At 51.9% G+C, this 21,397-nt stretch carries 17 protein-coding genes; all 17 read right to left on the bottom strand.

Translation table 11 applies throughout. From position 1 onward, the window contains the following. Positions 1-84: 84 nt before the first annotated feature. Positions 85-1,563, bottom strand: coding sequence for an efflux transporter outer membrane subunit (locus U2W12_RS09185; RefSeq protein ID WP_326500375.1), 1,479 nt, complete (start codon positions 1,561-1,563; stop codon positions 85-87). Positions 1,564-1,580: 17 nt separating this feature from the next. Continuing rightward, on the bottom strand, positions 1,581-4,700 hold the full coding sequence (locus U2W12_RS09180) for a multidrug efflux RND transporter permease subunit (protein WP_326500374.1): 3,120 nt from the start codon (positions 4,698-4,700) through the stop codon (positions 1,581-1,583). Next, a complete protein-coding gene (locus U2W12_RS09175; RefSeq protein ID WP_326500384.1) occupies positions 4,697-7,834 on the bottom strand; it encodes an MdtB/MuxB family multidrug efflux RND transporter permease subunit in 3,138 nt (1,045 codons plus the stop codon). Before U2W12_RS09175 ends, U2W12_RS09180 begins: the two co-directional genes overlap by 4 nt. Continuing rightward, a complete protein-coding gene (locus U2W12_RS09170) occupies positions 7,834-9,111 on the bottom strand; it encodes an MdtA/MuxA family multidrug efflux RND transporter periplasmic adaptor subunit (RefSeq protein ID WP_326500373.1) in 1,278 nt (425 codons plus the stop codon). The genes U2W12_RS09175 and U2W12_RS09170 overlap by 1 nt, the downstream gene beginning before the upstream one ends. Positions 9,112-9,936: 825 nt before the next feature. After that, positions 9,937-10,548, bottom strand: a complete 612-nt coding sequence (locus U2W12_RS09165) for a transglycosylase SLT domain-containing protein (RefSeq protein WP_326500372.1) — start codon at positions 10,546-10,548, stop codon at positions 9,937-9,939. Positions 10,549-10,556: 8 nt separating this feature from the next. After that, positions 10,557-12,008, bottom strand: a complete 1,452-nt coding sequence (gene trbL / locus U2W12_RS09160) for a P-type conjugative transfer protein TrbL (RefSeq protein ID WP_326500371.1) — start codon at positions 12,006-12,008, stop codon at positions 10,557-10,559. 6 nt (positions 12,009-12,014) lie between these two features. Next, the gene (gene trbK, locus U2W12_RS09155; protein ID WP_326500370.1) at positions 12,015-12,233 is read right to left on the bottom strand and encodes an entry exclusion lipoprotein TrbK; all 219 of its coding nucleotides are present in this window, start codon (positions 12,231-12,233) and stop codon (positions 12,015-12,017) included. Between the two features lie 10 nt (positions 12,234-12,243). Further along, positions 12,244-13,011 carry a P-type conjugative transfer protein TrbJ gene (trbJ, locus tag U2W12_RS09150; protein WP_326500369.1) on the bottom strand — a complete coding sequence of 256 codons (768 nt, stop codon included), beginning with the start codon at positions 13,009-13,011 and terminating at the stop codon, positions 12,244-12,246. A 17-nt stretch (positions 13,012-13,028) separates the two neighbouring features. Further along, a complete protein-coding gene (locus tag U2W12_RS09145; protein ID WP_326500368.1) occupies positions 13,029-14,357 on the bottom strand; it encodes a TrbI/VirB10 family protein in 1,329 nt (442 codons plus the stop codon). Positions 14,358-14,361: 4 nt separating this feature from the next. Continuing rightward, positions 14,362-14,811, bottom strand: coding sequence for a conjugal transfer protein TrbH (locus U2W12_RS09140; protein ID WP_326500367.1), 450 nt, complete (start codon positions 14,809-14,811; stop codon positions 14,362-14,364). 1 nt (position 14,812) lies between these two features. After that, entirely contained in the window at positions 14,813-15,712 is a 900-nt protein-coding gene (gene trbG, locus U2W12_RS09135; protein ID WP_326500366.1) for a P-type conjugative transfer protein TrbG, read from the bottom strand. A 17-nt stretch (positions 15,713-15,729) separates the two neighbouring features. Continuing rightward, on the bottom strand, positions 15,730-16,440 hold the full coding sequence (locus U2W12_RS09130; protein WP_326500383.1) for a conjugal transfer protein TrbF: 711 nt from the start codon (positions 16,438-16,440) through the stop codon (positions 15,730-15,732). 20 nt (positions 16,441-16,460) lie between these two features. Beyond that, positions 16,461-18,998 (bottom strand): VirB4 family type IV secretion/conjugal transfer ATPase, encoded by a 2,538-nt coding sequence (locus U2W12_RS09125; protein ID WP_326500365.1) that lies wholly within the window; start codon positions 18,996-18,998, stop codon positions 16,461-16,463. Next, positions 18,995-19,306, bottom strand: coding sequence for a conjugal transfer protein TrbD (locus U2W12_RS09120; RefSeq protein ID WP_326500364.1), 312 nt, complete (start codon positions 19,304-19,306; stop codon positions 18,995-18,997). The genes U2W12_RS09125 and U2W12_RS09120 overlap by 4 nt, the downstream gene beginning before the upstream one ends. Before the next feature lies 1 nt (position 19,307). After that, positions 19,308-19,715 (bottom strand): conjugal transfer system pilin TrbC, encoded by a 408-nt coding sequence (gene trbC, locus U2W12_RS09115; RefSeq protein WP_326500363.1) that lies wholly within the window; start codon positions 19,713-19,715, stop codon positions 19,308-19,310. 11 nt (positions 19,716-19,726) lie between these two features. Further along, the gene (gene trbB, locus U2W12_RS09110; RefSeq protein WP_326500362.1) at positions 19,727-20,695 is read right to left on the bottom strand and encodes a P-type conjugative transfer ATPase TrbB; all 969 of its coding nucleotides are present in this window, start codon (positions 20,693-20,695) and stop codon (positions 19,727-19,729) included. 257 nt (positions 20,696-20,952) lie between these two features. Next, a complete protein-coding gene (locus U2W12_RS09105) occupies positions 20,953-21,315 on the bottom strand; it encodes a transcriptional regulator (RefSeq protein ID WP_326500361.1) in 363 nt (120 codons plus the stop codon). Between the last annotated feature and the right edge of the window lie 82 nt (positions 21,316-21,397).

Genomic DNA, 21,397 nt, shown 5'->3' with positions numbered 1-21,397 from the left:
AAACGCTATCAAATTAATGTTTCAATATTGTGATTTTATCCCTCACTGTTTGATTTTTTAGCATTGCTAGCGTGACCCATTCTTTCAATTCACCGGCAAAATCAGATAATCCGTCCATTTACGCTTGCCGGCGGCCTGATCTTCGCTGGGCAGCATGGTTTCGTTCCAGCCACCACCTAGGGCCTTGACCAAAAGCACCGAGGTAACAAGCTGATCGCCTTGTAGCAGTACCGCCGTTTGACGGTTGGTGAGAGCCACGGTTTGCGCCACAAGGACATTGATATAATTGACGGTGCCGGCCCGATATTGATTGTTAGTCAGCGCCAGCGCTTCTTCGGCCGATCTTACGGCCTTATCCCGTGAGAGTTTTTCATCTTCCAGTATCCTGAGTGCGGCCAGATTGTCCTCCACTTCCTGAAAGCCGGTCAGCACGATTTGCCGGTATGCGGCAACGCTGGCGTCGTAAGCGTCTATTGCCTGTTTGTATTGGGCGTTCTTGGCACCACCATCGAATAGCGTGAGTGCCGCGCCGGCTGGACCTAACGCCCAATAACGGCGGGCTGTGGTGAAAAGGGTGTCCAGACTGGAGGATTGGTGACCGCTGGTGACGGCTAGATTCAGCGTCGGGTAATAAGCCGCCTTGGCTACACCTATCTGTGCATTGGCGGCGGCGGCTTCCCGTTCGGCTGCGGCAATGTCCGGGCGTCTTTCCAGCAGTTCAGAGGGCAGAGCCACAGGAATGGGTGGTGGCTGTAGATCGAATGACACTTCGGCAATGGTCAGCTCGGCGGGTGTTTTGCCGATCAACACGGCAATCGCGTGTTCCAGTGCGGCGCGCTGTACGCCGAGGGCGATGGTCTGCGCTTGGGCCGATTCCAGCTGGGTTTCGGCTTGCAACACATCGGCCTTGGCGACGACGCCTACCGCGTAACGGTTCTTGGTGATTTCCAGGGTCTTGCTGTAGGCGGCGACGGTTTCCTCCAGAATAACTTTTTGAGCATCCAGCACCCGCAACTGAAAGTAGTTCTGAGCCAAAGTGGCCTGGGTGGACAAGAGCAGCGCCCGCAGAGTAGCGTCGCTAGCCTGAGCCAAGTCTGTGTTGGCTTCCACCTGACGGCGGATGCTGCCCCACAAATCCGGTTCCCAAGCCATGTTCACCGCGGTGCCAAATAAATTTCTAATCCCCGATACCGCCACGCTTTGGCCGCTGGCGGCTTTAAATCGGCTCGTAGTGCCTGTCAACATGGCGGTGGGCAGGAGAGACGACTGCACGGATTGCACCAGATGCTGGGCCTGACGGTACTGAGCTTCGGCCTGGACGATCGACTGGTTGGCTCCGGCGACCTGCTCTTCCAGTTCGTTGAGTTTGGAGTCGTTGAAGATTTCCCACCATTTGCCGGGTAGGCCGGTATCGCGGGGCTGGGCTTGTTTCCAGCCTTTGAGCTCCTTGAATTCGGCAGAAACCGGCGCCTCCGGGCGAACATAGTCCGGGCCGACCATGCAGCCAGTCAGCTGTGCTGTTAAAAACATATAAGCCAGCGGTTGGGTAATGCGAAAATTCATGCAAATCTCGGCGACTGTTAAACGGAGTTGTCGGCTTGGGAATCGGCGCGGTTTATAAATCGGCCGTGCAACCGCGATTGGAATCGGTCCAGATACAGATAAACCACAGGCGTGGTATACAGTGTCAGCATCTGGCTGACCAGCAGGCCACCGACTATGGAGATGCCCAAAGGATGGCGCAGTTCCGCACCGTAGCCGGACCCCAATGCCAGCGGCAATGCGCCAAGCAGAGCAGCCAGCGTGGTCATCATGATAGGTCGAAACCGGTGCAGGCAGGCGCTGAAGATGGCTTCTTCCGCAATTAGGCCTTCTACGCGCTCGGCGTGCAGTGCGAAATCTATCATCATGATGGCGTTTTTCTTGACGATACCGATCAACAGAATCACGCCGATCAAGGCGATTATACTGAATTCGGTATTACAGGCTATCAGCGCCAATATTGCGCCTACGCCTGCCGAGGGCAGTGTGGACAGAATAGTCAGAGGATGCACGTAACTTTCATAAAGTACGCCCAGCACGATGTAAATGCTGAATAAGGCGGCCAAAATCAACAAGGGCTGATTGCTCAAGGATTGCTGAAACGCTTTCGCGGAGCCTTGAAAATTGCCGTGCACAGAGGATGGTACGCCCAAATCCGCCATGGTTTTTTCGATTATTTTCGTCGCATCCGATAGCGAGTAACCAGGTTTTAGATTGAAAGAAATAGTCGCCGAAGCGAATTGACCTTGATGGGTAACCGTCAACGGTGTGTTGGTAGTCTGAAAATCCGCCAACGACGCCAGGGGAATCTGGCTGACCGTGGGTTGCTGGGTGGTCGCGGCAGACTTGATGTAGAGTTGTTTTAAAATCTGCGGGTCATGCCAATATTCGGGCGCCAGTTCCATCACCACATGGTATTGGTTAAGCGATTTGTAAATAACCGAGACTTGCCGCTGACCAAAAGCATCATTCAGCGTGGCATCGATTACAGCCTGATTGACGCCGAAGCGAGCCGCAGCTTCGCGGTCAACCACCAGCGCCACCTGTTGGCCCCTGTCTTGCTGGTCCGTATTGACATCGGTCAGTTCCTTGGCCGTCGTCAACGCCGCGACAATCTTCGGGGTCCATTCCCGCAAATCGCTTAAATTCTCTGCCTGCAAAGTGTATTCAAACATCGCGGACGAAAGTCGGCCGCCGATACGCAAATCCTGCACCGGCTGCAGAAACAGATTAGCCCCGGGTACTGCGGCAAATTGGTTACGCAATCTGCGGCTGATCTCCGAGATCGGCTGGTCGCGTTGGTCGGGCGGCTTTAAAACCGCAAACATACGGCCGGCATTGGTATTTTGCCCTTCCCCGGCAAAACCTACCACATCCACTACGGCCGGATCTTTCTGTAAAATCTCGCCAAATTCAACCAGCTTGCTTTTCATGGATTGAAAAGAAATACCCTGATCGGCCTGAATGGTGCCAAACAACCTGCCGTTATCCTGCACCGGAAAAAAGCCTTTCGGTACGATGCTGTACAAATAGATATTCAACGCAATGCCGGCGAAAAATACCAACAACATCAGCGGCGCATGCCGTAAGGCCCAACGCAGGCTGCGTTGGTAGCCGTCATGCATGTTTTGATAAACATATTCGAAAAATTTCGCGATACGCCCCGGCTTCTGCTCTTGTTCCAGTTGTAGCCAACGTGCACATAGCATCGGTGTGACGGTCAGCGAAACGACCAGTGAAACCAACACGGACGTGGAGAGCGTCACAGCAAATTCGCGAAATAGCCGACCGACAATACCACCCATCAACAAGATGGGGATAAAGACCGCAATTAAGGACAAACTCATCGACAAGACGGTAAAACCCACTTCCCCAGCCCCCACCAGAGCAGCTTTGAAGGGGGAGACCCCTTTTTCAACATGACGCTTAATGTTTTCCAGCACCACAATGGCGTCGTCGACCACGAAACCTGTGGCTATGGTTAGAGCCATCAGAGACAAGTTATCAATGCTGTAATTACAAAGATACATGACGCTACAGGAACCGATCAGGGAAACCGGCACGGCGATAATGGGAATAAACGTCGAACGCAAATTACGTAAAAACAGCAACACCACCAGGATCACCAAGCCGACGGCGATCATTAAGCTGTGTTCAACCTCGCTGACGGAGGCGCGAATGGAGATTGAGCGGTCAACCACCACCGACAAATCGATAGCTGCCGGAATCATGGCCTGCAATTGCGGGAGCATGGCTTTTACGCCTGCCACCGTTTCAAGGATATTCGAGCCCGGTTGTTTGTTGAGGATCAGCAGTACCGAAGGATCGCCGTTTTTTAGGCCAACGTTGCGCAAATCTTCCACGGCATCCACTGCGGTACCGAGATCAGCTATGCGGATCGGTGCCCCATTCCGATAAGCGACGATCATTGACTGGTAGTCAACAGCTTTGTCAGCTTGATCGTTAGCATGAATCTGCCAACGGCGGTCACCTCTTTCCAATGCCCCTTTCGGACGATTGGTATTACTGGCGGATATGGCGTTGCGCACATCCTCAAGACCGACATTGTATTTGGTGAGTGTAGCCGGATTGAGCTCAACGCGAACCGCCGGTAAGGAACCGCCTCCGACCGACACTTGGCCTATACCTGGCAGTTGTGAGATTTTTTGCGCAAGTATGGTCGATGCCGCATCGTACATCTGGCCGCGGCTGAGCGTTTTGGATGTCAGCGCCAGTATCAGAATCGGCGAATCGGCCGGATTCACCTTGCGATAGTTGGGGCGGCTGGGCATATTGAGCGGCAGTAGACTTTGGGCGGCATTGATGGCGGCCTGGACATCACGCGCCGCGCCATCAATATCGCGATCCAGATCAAATTGCAAGGTTATGGAAGTCGATCCCAGCGAACTGCTGGAAGTCATTTCCGAAATACCGGCGATTCGTCCTAAGGCGCGCTCCAGCGGCGTCGCAATGGTCGCCGCCATGGTCTCCGGACTGGCGCCCGGCATGCTGGCGGAAACGGCAATAGTCGGAAAATCCACCTGTGGCAGAGGCGCCACCGGCAAATGCAAAAAGGCAATGAAACCCGCCAATGCCACGCCTATCGTCAGCAGCGTGGTGGCGACCGGACGATAGATGAACAGCGCCGACAAACTCACGATTGGGTTTCCGAGTTTGCCGATGTTTCACTGGAGTGCGGGTCACTACGGAAACGGCGAGCAAGGCCATCCAGACTCAGATAAATAACGGGTGTGGTATATAAGGTCAACAATTGGCTGAGCAGCAAGCCGCCGACCATGGTAAGCCCTAATGGGTGGCGCAGTTCCGAACCGACGCCGCTGCCGAGCATCAGGGGCAGCGCGCCCAGCAAAGCCGACATTGTGGTCATCAGAATCGGCCGCAAACGCAGCAGACAAGCTTGATGAATAGCCTCTCTAGGCTGCAGGCCTTGTTTGCGCTCCGCATCCAGCGCAAAGTCTATCATCATGATGGCGTTCTTTTTGACGATGCCAATCAGCAAGATAATACCGATCACGGCAATAATGCCGAGGTCGTTTCCTGTGAACAATAAAGCCAGCAACGCGCCGACACCGGCTGACGGCAAGGTTGAAAGTATGGTGACTGGATGAATATAACTTTCGTATAGCACGCCAAGGACGATATAAACCGTCACAATCGCCGCCAAAATTAACCACAACGTCCCTTCCAAGGAGGCATTAAACGCCAGTGCCGCACCCTGATAGTCGGTTTGCACACTGAGCGGTAAACCGATCTGTTTTTTGACGGCTTCAATGGCTGCGATCGCGTCACCCAATGCCGCCCCCGGCTTTAAATTGAAGGAGATCGTAGATGACGGAAACTGATCGAGATGATTAATGGCCAGCGCGGTTTGCCGCTCTGCCACTTGTGCCAGTTCGGATAACAAGACCTGCGCGCCACTGCTGGAAGGAACCCGCAGCCTGCTTAGATCTTCAGGGCCGACCTGTGCAGCCGGATTGACTTCAAGCACGACGCGATATTGATTGGATTGTGTAAAAATAGTCGATACCAAGCGTTGCCCATACGCATTGTACAAAGCGTTGTCGATAGCAGCAGTCGTAACACCTAGCCGGCTGGCGGTGGTTCGATCGATATTGATATAGGCTTGCAACCCCTGATTTTGTAAATCGCTGGCGACATCCGCAACATACGGAATGCTGCGCATGGCTTCAACCAGACGTTGCGTCCATAAGCCAAGCTCGGCAAAATCGACGGTTTCTAGTGTGAATTGGTATTGTGTGCGGCTGATGCGGTTTTCCAGGGTCATATCTTGTACCGGTTGCAGATAGATGGCTATGCTCGGGACCTCCGCTAATTTTGGCCGCAATCGCTGAATAATGGCCTCGGCGCTTCCTGAACGCTGACCCCATGGTTTTAAGTTGATTAAAAAGCGGCCACTGTTCAAGGTGGGATTACTGCCATCCACACCGATAAACGATGACAGGCTTTCGACAGCCGGATCGGTCAAAATTGCTGTCGCCAAGGCGGTTTGCCTTTCCGCCATGGCGGCAAATGAAATGCTGGGCGGCGCCTCGGAAATCCCTTGTATCAATCCCGTGTCTTGTACCGGGAAAAACCCTTTAGGCGCAGCGATATAGAGCATGACAGTCAGCGCCATGGTCGCGAAAGCCACCATTAAAACCAGAGCTTGGTGTCTAAACACCCATACCAGACTGCGGCCGTAAGCGTCGCTCACTTGCTTAAAAAAATCGCTGCTTTGCTTATGTGCTGAATGCTCCGGGACTAGCGGGTGCAACATTTTTGCACACATCATCGGCGTCAGGGTGAGCGACACCACGGCCGAGATCAGGATGGACACCGACAGCGTAATGGCGAACTCACGGAACAGACGGCCCACCACGTCGCCCATGAACAGCAACGGAATCAACACCGCCACGAGTGAAATAGTCAGTGAGATAATGGTAAAACCGATCTGTTCCGAACCTTTCAGCGCGGCTTTTAGCGGCGGTTCGCCTTCCTCGATATAGCGGGAAATATTTTCGATCACCACGATGGCATCGTCGACCACGAAGCCACTGGCAATCGTTAGAGCCATCAGTGTCAGGTTGTTGATACTGAAACCGGCCAGATACATCACTGTGAATGTGCCTATCAGCGATAAAGGCACGGCGACCCCAGAAATCAGTGTGGCCGGCAGATTACGCAAAAACAGGAACATCACCAACACCACCAGCGCCACCGCCAGCATGAGTTCAAACTGTACATCGCGGACCGATGAGCGTATCGTCATCGTGCGATCAGTCAACGGCACCACAGTGACCGATCCCGGTAGCGTCGATTGCAAATGCGGTAGCTGTTTTTTGATGCGGTCGACGACTTCGATGACATTAGCGCCCGGCTGGCGCTGGATATTGACGATCACTGCCGCAGTATTGTTGGACCAAGCCGCCAGTTTCACGTTCTCGGCGGCATCGACCGCATTGGCGACTTCGCGCAAAAACACCGGTGCATTATTACGATAGGCGATCACCAGATCGAGGTATTCCGCCGCTGTACGCAACTGATCGTTGTTATCAATAATGGCCGAACGCATCGGGCCGTCAAACATGCCTTTCGGTTGATTGATATTGGCCGCAGAAATCGCGCTGCGCAAATCGTCGAGACTGAGTCCATAAGCCGCCAAAGCTTTATCATTCGCCTGGATTCGCACTGCCGGTCGCTGACCGCCGCTAATGCTCACCATGCCGACACCCGGCAATTGGGAAATTTTCTGGGCCAGGCGGGTATCCAGCATGTCTTCGACTTTTGATAGCGGCAAGGTGGCTGAACTGACCGCCAGTGTCAGGATGGGTGTATCGGCCGGGTTGACCTTGTTGTAGATCGGCGGCAAGGGCAGATCGGTCGGCAAAAAATTCGTGGCGGCATTGATGGCGGCCTGCACAGTCTGCTCGGCGACATCCAAATCCAGTTCGAGATCAAATTGCAAGGTAATCATCGAAGCGCCGCCGGAACTGCTGGATGACATTTGCTTCAAGCCGGGCATTTGCCCGAACTGGCGTTCAAGCGGGGCAGTAACAACAGACGTCATCACTTCCGGGCTGGCGCCTGGATAAAGGGTTGTGACCTGTATAATCGGATAGTCGACTTGCGGAAGTGCAGAAATTGGCAGTAACCGGTATGCTAGTATGCCGACGAATAGTAGCGCCACCATCAGCAATGAGGTGGCGACCGGCCTGAGGATGAAGGTGCGGGAAGGATTGAATCCGGGTGACTGATCTTTCGAAATCGACATCATCGGGAAAAACTGCCGGCTGGGGTTTGCCGTCCTTTCTGATTGGACGCAGGCTGTAGAGGTTTGTTATCCAGTTTGACGACGTTAACCTTGCTGCCTTCTCGAAGTTTATCGCCGCCCTCGATCACCAACTTTTCGCCAGGGATCAGTCCCTCGAGAATAGCAACAATTTCGCCCTCCACTGCGCCTGTTTTTATCAGCCGTACCGAGATGGTACTGTCATCATTAACAACATATACGAAAGCCCCATTGGCGCCGCGCTGGATCGCCGCAGTTGGCACCAGGGTTGCCGAACTTAAGGTATCCAGTTTCATTTTGATGTTGACGAACTGATTGGCAAATAGGGCTCTGTTTTCATTATCGAATTGGGCCTTGAGCTTGAGAGTGCCGGTAGTGGAGTCGATCTGATTATCCACTGCCAATAGTTTGCCGGTAGCCAGCTTATTAACACCGGCCCGGTCATAGGCATCGACGCCGATACTCTCACCGGAATGCCAGCGGTTCATCACAGCCGGCACCACGTCTTCCGGCAGGGTAAACACCACCGAAATAGGCTGAGTCTGGGTGATCACCAGCAGACCATTGCTATCGCCGGCGTGGACGATATTGCCCTGATCGATCAGCCGCAAGCCGATGCGACCTTGAATCGGAGCCGTTATTCGTGCATAGATGAGCTGCAGTTTGGCATTATCGACCTGAGCCTGATCCATCTCGACAACACCTTGATATTGTTTGACCAGAGCCGCCTGGGTAGCGGTCTGCTGGGCGGCGATCGAGTCTTGTTCCAACAGGATTTGGTAGCGGTTCATGTCGATCTCCGCATTTTTCAGCAATGCCTGATCGCGCAGCAACTGACCTTCTGCCTGTTTCAATTGGACTTGAAACGGCCGGGGATCGATTTCAACCAGCAGATCGCCTTGGCGGACTAATTGTCCTTCAGTAAAAGCGACTCGTATAAGCTCGCCATCGACCCGTGAGTGAACGGTGACGGTGCGAAGGGCGGTCACAGTGCCCAGTCCGCTCAGATAAATCGGCATGTCGCCCTTGTAGGCGGTAACTGCTCCTACACTGACAGGCGGATTTTTCTGCCAATCACCATTAACACTCCTTTTCTCTGCCGTTTGCCGCGATCCATGATCTTGACCTTGCGCGGTGGGCTGCCGAAATGAATAGACAACGGCGGCAGTGATCATAAGCAGCAGTAGCCAGAATAGCCAACTAGGCCGGCACCTTGACTGTGATGCTGCTAAATCGACGTGACGCTTATCTTGATTCATGGTGATGGTTTAAGTCATTTAATTGGCTTTGATTTGGCAACCAGAAGACTATTGCCATTGACGAACTAACAGTAGCGTATAAAGATGGAAAAAGGATGGCTTAAATGTGCAAAAATTATGGACCTAACTTTAACTCGTCAATAATTTGGTTCGGTATTCATTGTCCTCATCAATATTTGATCACTTGTGCGGCATAGAGCTTCTTTATGAATACACCTATCACCACAGTGTGTCTGACAGTCGCGAAATGTATTTTCTTCGAGACGGTGGATTTATTAGGCAAAAGGAGAGAGGATTTCTTGATTTCACGGAATCGATTGACAAGAAGAATTTTGTCGACTATGCGGAACCCATAGAGATAGGCTGGTCTTGTATAAAGCTTAGAATAAGTGACATCCCTTCAAATATGCTCCAAGACAAGCGAAATTTACAAATTAATCCATCGATATTGTGAGTATATGCGAGCCGGCTGGCCTAACGATGCAATTAACACGGACGGGTCGAGCGTCGGTTATCACAACGTTGAACGACAGCTTATTGCGTTACAACTGCCATTGGGTGGAAATCCGTGAATGTCGAGTAAGGGTCGATTTTTGCCAGTTGCTATCTCAAAAATGGCCATTTTATGGAGTCAGATGACTGGCTAGAAAATGAGCAGGAAAAGTAAAGCATTCGGCAAGTCTATCCACAAAATCTGTGGATAACCCTGTCGTTAATTCGTCACAATTTATCCTAACTCTCTGTCCTCTCTGGAGTTAAGTCAAATTGACCAAAAACTGACCAGCAAAATCGATTTAGAAGAACAAGGTTCCCGCCCCTACGTTGCTAGGGTAGGATACGGTTGTCGTTGAAGATAATTTGCCGGGGTACATAACTGGAGACGGCGGCAGATTGAACCGTCGCCGTCATCTCTAGCTTCGCCGGCGTGGCCAATGCTTGCTGCGCGACTTCTTGAACCTTGGTCGTCTGGGTTGGCATCGAGATAGGAGCGCCCTCTTTTGTCACGTCCAACGTCACAAAACGGGCTTCCAGCCACTCGGCCCACTTCGACGCCTTGTGTATCAGATCGGCGCGGTACACGGCGTTGTATCGTGGTGTGCGCGAGTGGTAATTGGCGGATTTCGTCCACAGGTCGCCCTTGTCGTTGCGAATATGCATCCGCAATCTCCATGCGGCCAGATCGAACGAATAGCAACCGGCTGCCGCTACATCGTTTGCCGTGATCCCGTACCGGGTCAGATCGCGCAGGTACGATGTGTTGAACTGCATCTGGCCTACGTCATGGGTACCGTTCGTATTGCGCACCCACTGCCCCGGTTTACCCGCTTCTTTCTCAGCGACTGCCAACATAATGTTGGCAGGAATTTCATACTTTACGGCGGCCGAGATCGAACAGACAACGCGCTCTTGCATTTGTGGGGGTAGATCGATGAACATCAGAACTCCTATAGGTTAACGCGATGGTTATCTCGGTCGCGAAAGGCCGCTACTTCCGACTCTTGATCGGCGTCGCTGGATGTTGCTGAGGCCAGGGTGTTTCCGTCAAATGTTGGGGCGATACTGCCCTGCCCTTTAATGGCGGCAGCGATTTTTCCGCCTGTGGTATCGGCAATGCGATCCATTCCCGCTTCTTTGATGCTGGTCGCTTTTTCCTTGGCGACTTCAGTGGCACCTTGCGCCAAGTTAGCTGTTGCGTCGGCCGCGATCCGACCGGCTATACCGGCGACCTTGGCGGCTGATGTCAACATGCTTGATTCGGATGAACCCGCATTGGCGAAACCAGCGGCTTGCGCGTAATTTGTACTGCCGTCACTGGATGAATTACCTCCATCTGATGGGCGACCAAAGCTCGAAAGGATGTCGGTGCCGTTTGCCACATTATCGTTGGCCTTCGAGACGGCGGCCATGAGAGCCTGTGCGCCTCCAGCGGCCGAGGTTCCGCCTGCCATGATTCCGCTTCCGGCCATTTGTGTTGCTGACCAAGCCATGCTGGTAGCTCCTAACGCAGCCCCCGCGCCGTAGTTGCCTATGCCGGCACCGCCGACGCTAGCGCCGGTGATGATGCCAGCGATAAGTGGCGGAATCTTATTGACCAAGGCTAATAATACGATCGTTACGATCATCATGACGCCCATTTCCTTGAGACTGATCCCCTCGCTCATGCGCGTGTAATAATCGTCTAGGAAAGTTTTGCCGATGCCTACCAAGAGTACCATCGCCATAAGCTGTGCAGCTATGCCGAGGACGGTCTTGTAGTAATTGATCGCCATATCCGTTGTCCACCTGGATCCACCGAACCCTAAAAAGAACACGCCACCGTAAGCAAGCACCCATCCGGACGTCAGGAGAAGGAGCATGTTCACGCCGACCAAGGCCAGAATGACCAAAATAGCCACCGCCATCAAGATGCCAGTCATGCTATCCACTGGCGACCAGAGCGTTGACTGATCCATCACCTTGTCGAAGATGGCGAATCCCACATCGACAATGCCGGATGGCGACAGTGTGCTACCGAGACCAGTGGCATTGCCTGCGACTTGCCGTAGCGACGTATAAATTGAAGAGGCAAAATTAGGCCCATTCGTGAGAAGCCACCAAAAAAAACCGGTAAAGACAGTGAAACGAAAAAATTCAGCGAAGAACTCCCCAATGTCAGCCTTGCGGAGTGCCATCATGCCGAATGTCCATACCATTGAAATGATCACAAGCGTCCAGAAAAGCCACGTTGCGGCGGAGGTGACGACCCCGGCCCAACTTGCGGCTGCTGCTGAATAACGATCAAGGACATTATCCATGATGCCGGCATTATCTATGGCCGCTTGCACGTCCATAGAAAAGAGTGCCAGGCATAGGATTATCGGCATAGGCGCGGCTTTTGAATTAGATGGCATTCTCATGTTGCCCTACCATTGGCGTTTTTGGCTAGGCTGAAATCCGCCTGATCGGTGGAGACATTTCGACGCAAATTCTTGCAGCGCGCCTTTGTCGTTGATTTTTTTTATGACCTCTGGTTTGCAATTTTCATCGTTGACCTCTGGCATATCCTGTGTCGGAATATCCTTAGAGCATGCGCTGTCGAAAGCTAACAGAACGACTAAAAGAAAGAGATTAGTTGGCTTCATTTATTTCTCCTTACCAAGAACGTACCTGACTGGAACGATAGCTGCCCTTGCGCAGTTTCTCGGCCGAGGCCGATTCCTGAGCTTCGCGATCCGCTTCCGCCTGCATCCGTGTTGCCATTGCATTCTGTTGAGCCATCATGAGCCCACGAATCTGCAAGAGCTGGTTGGCTTGCTGGCTGGCAAATTGATTAGCGTATTGAAGCGCTTCCAAGCGCCCTGTCGCGCTTTGTGCGGACGATTGCAATCTTTCAAGCGTTTTAGCATCCGATCGAAGGGCGTCTTGTTGTTTGTCTAAACCACGAAAAAGGGCGTCGTTGGCTTTTTTCTGCGACTCTGACGCCAGGGTACGATTTTGCTCCATTGCGGTCCGTTCCGCATCAGAACAGCCGGCGGACGAGAAGCACGGTGATTGTCGGTAATAGGCGACGTCCTGGAACTCGCTTAAATAGTTGTCAATGCTGCCTAGCTCGGCCTTGTAATTGTTCAGAGTATCGACGGCATTCATCAGCCCATTGATGGTGGTCTGCGCCTGATCCCACACATAGCTCGTTGGAGCCAACGAATTTTGTAGTTGGTCCATATACTGATCAATTTGCACTCTATATTCGTCTATTTGTTTCAGTGTCTGTAAATGGCTTTCAAAAGATGTCATAAAATTACTCGTCCAGTTTGCGCCGTCATAGACGGGTATTCCTGAAGAATATGCCGGCATCGACAACGTACCGGCAATGAGGACAACAATGCCCGATTTTTTAGCGGCTAAAATTTTCTGTGTCATGATTTTTCTCCTTGGCGTTAATAATCGAATGATTTATACGGTTTTGAAAACGTCATGTCTTTGGTGACAATCACGTTGAATCGGTACCCAGGCCGGATTTCCAGAGTTGGGGCAACATTCAAGTTCTTTGCTATCAGTTGCGCAGTCACTTGACCGAGCTGTTGCCCCAATGCCTGGCTTAATGCACTGTTGGCGTTAGGCGCACCGTATAATGTCGTTGTCTGGTCTTGCCGTTGACTATACGAGGCGCCTGCGGTGACGGCAGACATGAGCAATGCCGATCCAAAAAGCCGGACATAATGATGGTTTTCTTGGTCATTGAAACCAGCGTACCCTGCACTATCAGCTCCCGGCATTGCGCCAATATCCATCGCCTTCCCGTCCGGAAAAACAATGCGTTGCCACGCTACCAGGACGCGAGCTTGCCCATAGGATACGTCGCTAGAATATGCGCCTACTAGGCGGGACCCTTGAGGGATCAATAGATGTTTTCCTGTCGGGGTGTCATACACACTCTGAGCCACTTGAGCCATTATTTGGCCAGGAAGATCGGAATTAATACCGGAGATTAAGGTTGCAGGAACGACGAAACCTGCGCGCAGCTCATACGGCGTGCGCGGCGCTTCGGGCTTTGATTCGAGCTTCCAACGATCTCCATCGCCTCCCGAGAATTTTGTGTAATCTTTACCGCTACCGTCAGCTGTCGATGTCTGTAACAGCGACGGGGCAGACGAGTCTCCTGATGGTTCCCCGCCAAGCCCCATGCTGCGAATCTGTGATAGACGCGCCTGATACGAGGCCGTCGGGTCCTGGTGCCTGTTCGCTTCGATTTCCTGCCGTGCTGCCGCCATTCTCGCTAGCATTTCCTCGCGAGTTTTGGGTGCGGTAGTGCTTGGCGACGACCCGGCACTACGCGGGGCTGTGATTTGTACGCCGGTCTTTGCTTTCACTGCTTCTTGAAACATTTGCAGTTTTGCCATGCGTATGCGATCTGCTTCATCGTCATGTGGCACGGGATCAGACGGTGGTCTCGGCGGCGCGTCCAAGTTTTCCGGTCGTGCAATGAGTATGGGAGACGGTTCAGGTTCGGCAGGCGGTATCAATGGCGCGATCAGCCCGCTCGTCTGGTCGCCAGCAATTTCTTTAGCGAACATCGATGTGCTGCCATTGTGCAGGTGTTGTTCTTCTTTTTCATTTTGCTTGGCAGCGCGATCCGCTGCTACCAAGCCCATAATGACAAGAAATGACAACAACGCACCACCCATGATGTACATGGGTAGATTGTTGACTCGCCGTACACCTGCGCCTGGTGATGAATCAGGGTCCATGTGATCAATCTCTATCATGACCTTACTCCTTGTGCGTCCAGTATCCCGGAATCACAGAACCGTTTTGTTCAATGTACGGGCGGGTTAGAGATTCAGTTCCAACTAACAGCGTGAGACGGTATATATTTTCGTTGTCGCTCCCTATTTGATCGAGCGCATAACGCAACGGTAGTATGTTGGCGTCTGTCGTAGAAGGATCTTCGATTTGTTTAGGGCTAAACTCTAAAATGGAATATCCGCTTTCGCGCAATCCCTTGACCAGCGCAATACCGAAGGCGTCTGGCGTGGCTTGCTTCAGTTCGAGCCGAGTTTTTGCCGGTGGCCATCGCCTGGCGAGCTGCTTCACCGCTTCGCTGGCGAACCAACTTTGCTGATCCACGGTCGCAGATGGCAAATAGTTTCCATACTGTGAGGTCATGGCGCACCCCGCCAAGGCAAGTGCGACCACTGCCGCGAGAGTAAGCTTGATCATGTTATTTCCTCCGAGTGATGGCCACACGATCTTGATTGCCGCCGACACCCGCGATCAGAATGGCTTTGTCAAAAACGGTATCGACGATATAGCGATCGTTCTGGACGCGGTAATTGACCATAACGGTTTCGTCATCTGAAAATAAGCCGCCCTCATTGCGAATCACCAGTAATGTCGGCGCTTCGGTTTGCTCCATCTCCCCTGGCATTTGCAATATCGTCTTACGCCCATCATTAAAGACTCTAACCGGCTTCCAGGACGCAACGCCCTCAATGTCGTAATCAAAAAACAGATCCCCCAGATACTCGCCGGTTTGAGGAATTGTTCTTTGTTCGCGCTCTTGTGATTCGCGAGTGCGGATATCATCCCACTTCGCAAGGGCATCTTCGGGATACGTGAATGCTACCTGGGGCATATACTCGGTACGGTGCGAACGCAATTTGAAATGATAGGTACGACGGTTTGTGGTCACGACCAGACTGGTTTCCAGTCCAACATCCATAGGTTTTATGATGAGATGCTGAGTTTCGGTTGGTCCGCTACCCGTGATGGCGGGCTCCACTGTCCAACGGGCCGTATCACCCAGATTGATCGAGTTGACCTGTTCCCCTGCCTGAAGGCTTACATCGCAAACTTGTAGGACTGCACAAACGATACTGGGCTGCTGTGCGCCAAAGAGGAAATTGATCGCTCCATTGGATCCGGCCACAGGCTTTATGGCATTAGCGGTCCCCGCTTCCCATCGCTTAGCTATGGCGATTGCTGCTTTTTCTTGCGCGGTTAACCGCGGATTGTTTTTCGAGAAGTACTTGTCGGCTATGTCATCGCCAGGAGCTGCTTGGATAGGTTCCGATACCGCCACAACAAGAGCCAAGATTTGAATAATAGTTTTGTTGCTCATGGGAAAGTCTCATTAATTCATGGGATGATTGACCACGAAAAATCACGCACATAGATCCCTAGCGGGTTATTGCGTAATTGCTCGTCAGTGGTTTGAGATGTTGTTTCGATGGTATATACGTTGACTAATGCTCGCATGTTAACCGGTTGGCCTTTCATGACGCCTTGACGGTCGCGCGTGGTTTCAGTCCATTCGACTTGCCAAGTATCCGGCGTCTGAGGAAGCACAGATTTGATCTCAACACTTACCATTTCCTTCGTTGCCCGCTTGAATGGGCTAGAATCTGCGGTGCCGTTTAACCACTCGTTCATCTTGGCCGTGGCCGGATCATTTGGAGACAGATGTGCGTACACCCGGAAGACGGCTTTGCGCTGCAAGGCTACGTCAGGCGTTACGTATCTAGCATCGCTGACAAATTCCGATACCGAAGCATGAACGACGCGCTGATCTGCTCGGCCGGCGGCTTGTACCGGTCCGACGGCGATGGTTTGGCCTAGCTTATCCACTTCAATCACGTAGGGAATGTACTTTGATTGACTGCCGATATGGATTACACCGCCTACGCTGGCGAGAGCGATCAACAGCGACAGGATGCCTACCACCTGCCAAGTCTGCCGCGACGAGACGACAGAACCGACATGCTCATTCCATGTGCGTCTGGCAGTTAAGTACGGGTTTTCGATTTCGAGTTTGGCAATCACAGGCTTATCAATATTCTGATGGCCCATGGGTTGTTTTTTGAACATGTTCATTTTGGCTCCAGGTAGTCATTGAGTTTCAGGCCACGCCCGGCAAGCCAAACATGGACCCACTCATTTCCATGTTTGGCCTCCAGATTCTTGATCGCCGCAACGGATTCTTTGTCTGACGCGCCGACAAAGGACAAGGCAAGAGGCCCTAGGGCGAGATCGTAGAGTCGGCGCCCGTTCTCGGAAACGTAGTAATACTGTTGCTTCGGAATAGCTTTTGCCAGGATTTCAATCTGCCGCGTGTTGAGTCCCATTCGGCGATAGAGTGCCGCCGTGTCCTCGTCACGAGCATATACATTCGGCAAAAATATCTTGGTCGCGGTCGATTCGACGATAACGTCAAGGATGCCAGAATTGGCTGCATCCGATAGACTCTGCGTCGCCATGAGAACTAGGCAATTCGCTTTCCGCATCACTTTGAGCCATTCTCTTATTTTGGCGCGAAACACAGGATGGCCCAGCATCAACCAAGCTTCATCAAGGATAATGACAGCCGGCTGGCCGTGCAGTGACCGCTCAATGCGACGGAACAGGTATAGTAGAACAGGAAGAGCGTACTTCTCGCCGAGGTTCATCAGCTCCTCGATCTCGAACGCTGTGAAGTCGGAGAGTAATAAACCGTCTTTTTCCGCGTCTAATAAATGGCCCATCGGGCCGTCGACGGTATACTGTCTGAGCGTTTCTCGGATCGCTGAGTCTTGGATTGTTACGGAGAACTCAGAGAATGTACTGGCACCGCTGGCGTGCATGCTCATAATCGCATTGCCAATTTCATTGCGCTGCGATGGTGTAGTGATCAAACCGTTCAACGCCAGGATAGTGTCGATCCATTCCATTGCCCAGGCTCGGTCCCCTTTAGTTTCGAGGAACTGCAACGGGCAGAAGGCCAAGCTGTCATCATCCGATGCCACTGAAAAATGCAACCCACCTAAGCCCTTGGTAAGTGGATAAATAGACATACCTTTGTCAAAAACATAGATCGACATGCCCGCATAGCGTCGGAGTTGTGCCGCGATGATGCCCAAGTGGGTCGATTTACCTGCTCCGGTCGGCCCGAACATGAATGTATGTCCGAGATCGCGTACATGCAGGTTCAAACGGAACGGCGTTGCTCCATGGGTTACGCAGTGCATGAGTGCAGGCGACAGTGGCGGGTACATTGGGCACGGAGCGCTTGCGCTGCCCGTCCATATCGTGGAGGTTGGTAGCAGGTCGGCAAGGTTCATCGTATTGATAAGCGGCCTTCGCACATTCTCGACACCGTGCCCAGGAAGACTACCCAGATAGGCATCCATTGTATTGATAGTCTCGATGCGAGCCGCAAAGCCAAGCCGGTTGATAGCTCTTTCTACCTGGCGTGCAGACATTTCAAGACGGATTCTGTCTTCGTCCATAAGGATTACGACGCTAGTGTAATAACCTTGGGCTACAATCCCGCTATTCACTTCGGCGATGGCCGATTCTGCATCTGCCACCATTGAAACCGCGTCCTGATCGACCGGGCCGGTGTTCGTATTGAATACTTGATCAAAGAAACCGCGGACCTTCTGTCGCCATTTTTTGCGGAACTTGTCCAGGTGTTTCACAGCCTCGTGCTGATCCATGAAGATAAAGCGTGACGACCAACGGTATTCGCACGGCAGTTCACCAAGAGCGGTCAGGATTCCAGGTGTTGACTCCAAGGGGAATCCCTCGATGGCGACAACTTGAATGAGGTTGCGGCCGATCTTTGGTACGACCCCTGTGCGCAGTTCTTGCCCGCCGATTACAGCATCCAGGTACATCGGATTGCTGGGCAGTTGTACGGGATGGTGTTGCCCCGTTATGCAAAACTGAAGCCAGCTTAGAAATTCGTCGTGAGTGATTTCCGTTCCACTTTCTGTTATGACCTTCTGGCCGAGCAAGCGAGTCAACTTTACCGCCGATGAAAGCCGACTTTCAATATTTGATATTTCACGCTTGAATTGCCCAATAAGGCTCATCGTGCGGGCTTTATGATCCGGCGTCTCTGCATTGTCATCAAACATGAGCTCAACGAATTTACGCTGTGCCAAGACAGGCGGAAACCATGTCAGGGTTAGAACGAAATACCCCTCATACATCGCCCCCATGCGCTGAAAAAGCCGGCGGCGCTCTTCGTCTATAGCGGCAGAGACTGGATCAGGGAAATGCGACAAGCCCTGCTCCGAGTAGGAAGGCGCTGGTCGACGTATAGCGTCTACATGCACCATCCATCCGTTTCCCAGGCCAACTAGGGCCTGGTTGATGCGATATGAGACCATTTCACGCTGTTCATCGGTGCTACTTGCGTTGTCATCCCCTTTGTAAAGCCAGGCGGCCATGAAAGACCCGTTTTTACCCACGATAACGCCGTTATCAACAACAGCGGCATAGATGAGTAAGTCGGCCAGTCCTGCATCTTTTGAACGATGCTTTTTGAGTTTCAGTTCTGCATCGACAGCCCGGATGCGAGAAAACAGCATGAGCAATAGGACGGCGCCAAGTCCAGCAATCACAATTGTTAATGCCTGGATCATTTGTATTGCCCCCATTGATTTTGCGTGTTGTCACGAAATGGCGTGCTGCGTGGGGCGTAATATGTCTTATAACGCCGGCTCCGCAGGTAAACGTAACGCATCTTTGGGTCGCTCTTTGCCATTAGGCGAAACAAGAACAGCGCGCTGATCCAAAGAATAATGCCGAATATAGTGGCCCTCAGCTCCTGAGCACTGAATATCAGCGCTCCCGCAACTAAACCCGAGAACATCACCATTTCACGATCACCGCCCATGAACAGGTTGTCTCTATTGCCAGCCCTTCGTATGGAAATGGTGCGTAGAGCCATGTTATGCAGCCTTTCCGTTGGTAACTGAAGTGCTGGCTATCTGTATCTGATCATTCAGAGATGCGATTTCTGCACCACGGCCAAAGAACGTACCCATCATGCTTTGTGCTCCGACCAGCAACGCCATGACTAATACGATAAATATCAATGTTCTAAAAAAGCCGTTGAGTTCACCGCCAAATATCAAAACCCCGCCGGCAACCACGATGCCGATAATGGATATCGTAAACGCCACCGGACCGCTGACAGAGTTGCGCAGGTTGGTCAGCCAGCTTTCATAGGGAAGCGAGCCGCCGGTTCCTTCGGAAGCAAAGGCCGATGTCGGAGCCAATACGGTGATCGCTAATAGAGCGATTATCCCCATGTAAAGGTAGGCGCTACGATTGTTATCGAATGATGGTTTTTGCATAGATATTTCTCCTATAGGATCTTTGTAATGTATTGGCCAGCATGAAATCCGGTAACCTCAAGGATTTCCTGAATACGCCGGCCCTCCTGGGTTCTGGCGATATGAACAACAACATGAACAGCCTCGCCAATAAGCGGTTCAATGGGTTTGGGGGAATCCGGGTGCATGCTGATAAGCATGGCAAGACGATCAAGCCCGGCTTTGGCGTTATTTGCATGCAGGGTTGCCGCACCGCCTTCATGCCCTGTGTTCCAGGCCATTAATAAATCGAGAGCTTCCGGGCCACGTACTTCTCCGACCAGGATTCTGTCTGGGCGCATACGCAATGTGGTTTTCAAAAGCATGGTCATCGTGACTTCGAGCGACGTGTGGTACTGCACGTAGTTTTCAGCGGCGCATTGGATTTCACCGGTGTCTTCGATAATGAAAACACGCTCGGTTGGGTTATTAATAACCATCTGATTGATGATTGCATTTACCAGCGTTGTCTTGCCCGAGCCGGTGCCGCCGATTACAAGGATGTTTTGATGCGCGGCAACAGAATCAATTAGCACCTGCCGCTGCTGGGCCGTCATGATTCCGCGCTCTACATATTGATCCAGGGTAAAGATGGCGACTGCCCTCTTGCGGATCGCAAAGGTCGGTGCCGGTACAACCGGTGGAAGCTGGCCGGCGAAGCGTGAGCCATCTAGTGGCAACTCCCCTTCCAGGATAGGTTTTTGCCGGGTAACTTCTTTGCCGTGATACCCAGCAATTGTTTCGATGATTGCTTGCGCTTGGGCTACGCGCATTGAGCCTATGCACTTCATCGGCTCACCCAGGCGCTCTTGCCACAGCCTACCATCGGCATTAAGCATGACTTCGACGGTCTTCGGATCATGCAAAGCCGCCAATAGGTCTGCTCCCATGTCGCGTTCTAGCTTGCGTTTGGCCCGTTCTTTGACACTTGCGCTATCGAACTTTTCTTTGCTATCAGTCATTTCGGATTCTCATATTGTCACGGCTCCTGGTAAAATACGATATACCGAAATACAAAACAATGCAATAGTTTATATCGCATCATCGTTTGATGATAATCAGAATGGCAACGTGGAATATCCTGTAGTGCTCAGAGGTAATTAACCCCGGTCGACCTGGAGGGCTTTTAGCGGCTAAAAAGTAGTTTCAGTTATATTTTGTAGATTGACCAAGACCCTGCTATTTTCTCTTCTTATGGTTAAGAGTTCCTTAGTTCTGACTAAGATTGTCTTAGTTTTTCTCTTGTTTCCTCCCCCCACTTCCTGACAATAAATGCTTTGTGTTCAGGAAGAATAGCCGATACCCTTTCATATCCAGGCGGCAAACTACTTCTGGCTTTTCCTCCGGCAAGTTCGTCTAAGTCTTCTTTGCTTAGGTCTGTTGACTCAAGTAATAATGGAAGAGGTACATCTAATGCCTCCGCAATAGACTCCATCACCTTTAACGATGGATTTCCGTTTCCTGTTGTTAAATCAGAAAGAAACGAGTTCGACACTCCTGATATTTCGTGTAATTCTTTTTTCGTCATTCCACGCTCATCCAGGATACGCAGAATATTTGTAAAGAATATATAGTTGTACACTGACGTCTTACCTTGTTTGATGACACAGCTTTTTAGCCGCTAAAATATTATTGACTCTGAATGTTTGTTTAGCTAAACTGCT

The sequence above is a fragment of the Methylomicrobium sp. Wu6 genome (assembly GCF_035916875.1).
GTDB lineage: Bacteria > Pseudomonadota > Gammaproteobacteria > Methylococcales > Methylomonadaceae > Methylomicrobium.
This window is presented reverse-complemented; position numbering and strand designations above follow the sequence as displayed.

Coding starts and splice junctions, on each gene's coding strand:
- U2W12_RS09185 (WP_326500375.1), bottom strand. CDS start 1,563: ATGAATTTTCGCATTACCCAACCGCTGGCTTATATGTTTTTAACAGCA.
- U2W12_RS09175 (WP_326500384.1), bottom strand. CDS start 7,834: ATGTCGATTTCGAAAGATCAGTCACCCGGATTCAATCCTTCCCGCACC.
- U2W12_RS09170 (WP_326500373.1), bottom strand. CDS start 9,111: ATGAATCAAGATAAGCGTCACGTCGATTTAGCAGCATCACAGTCAAGG.
- U2W12_RS09165 (WP_326500372.1), bottom strand. CDS start 10,548: ATGTTCATCGATCTACCCCCACAAATGCAAGAGCGCGTTGTCTGTTCG.
- trbL (WP_326500371.1), bottom strand. CDS start 12,008: ATGAGAATGCCATCTAATTCAAAAGCCGCGCCTATGCCGATAATCCTA.
- trbK (WP_326500370.1), bottom strand. CDS start 12,233: ATGAAGCCAACTAATCTCTTTCTTTTAGTCGTTCTGTTAGCTTTCGAC.
- trbJ (WP_326500369.1), bottom strand. CDS start 13,011: ATGACACAGAAAATTTTAGCCGCTAAAAAATCGGGCATTGTTGTCCTC.
- U2W12_RS09145 (WP_326500368.1), bottom strand. CDS start 14,357: ATGATAGAGATTGATCACATGGACCCTGATTCATCACCAGGCGCAGGT.
- U2W12_RS09140 (WP_326500367.1), bottom strand. CDS start 14,811: ATGATCAAGCTTACTCTCGCGGCAGTGGTCGCACTTGCCTTGGCGGGG.
- trbG (WP_326500366.1), bottom strand. CDS start 15,712: ATGAGCAACAAAACTATTATTCAAATCTTGGCTCTTGTTGTGGCGGTA.
- U2W12_RS09130 (WP_326500383.1), bottom strand. CDS start 16,440: ATGGGCCATCAGAATATTGATAAGCCTGTGATTGCCAAACTCGAAATC.
- U2W12_RS09125 (WP_326500365.1), bottom strand. CDS start 18,998: ATGATCCAGGCATTAACAATTGTGATTGCTGGACTTGGCGCCGTCCTA.
- U2W12_RS09120 (WP_326500364.1), bottom strand. CDS start 19,306: ATGGCTCTACGCACCATTTCCATACGAAGGGCTGGCAATAGAGACAAC.
- trbC (WP_326500363.1), bottom strand. CDS start 19,715: ATGCAAAAACCATCATTCGATAACAATCGTAGCGCCTACCTTTACATG.
- trbB (WP_326500362.1), bottom strand. CDS start 20,695: ATGACTGATAGCAAAGAAAAGTTCGATAGCGCAAGTGTCAAAGAACGG.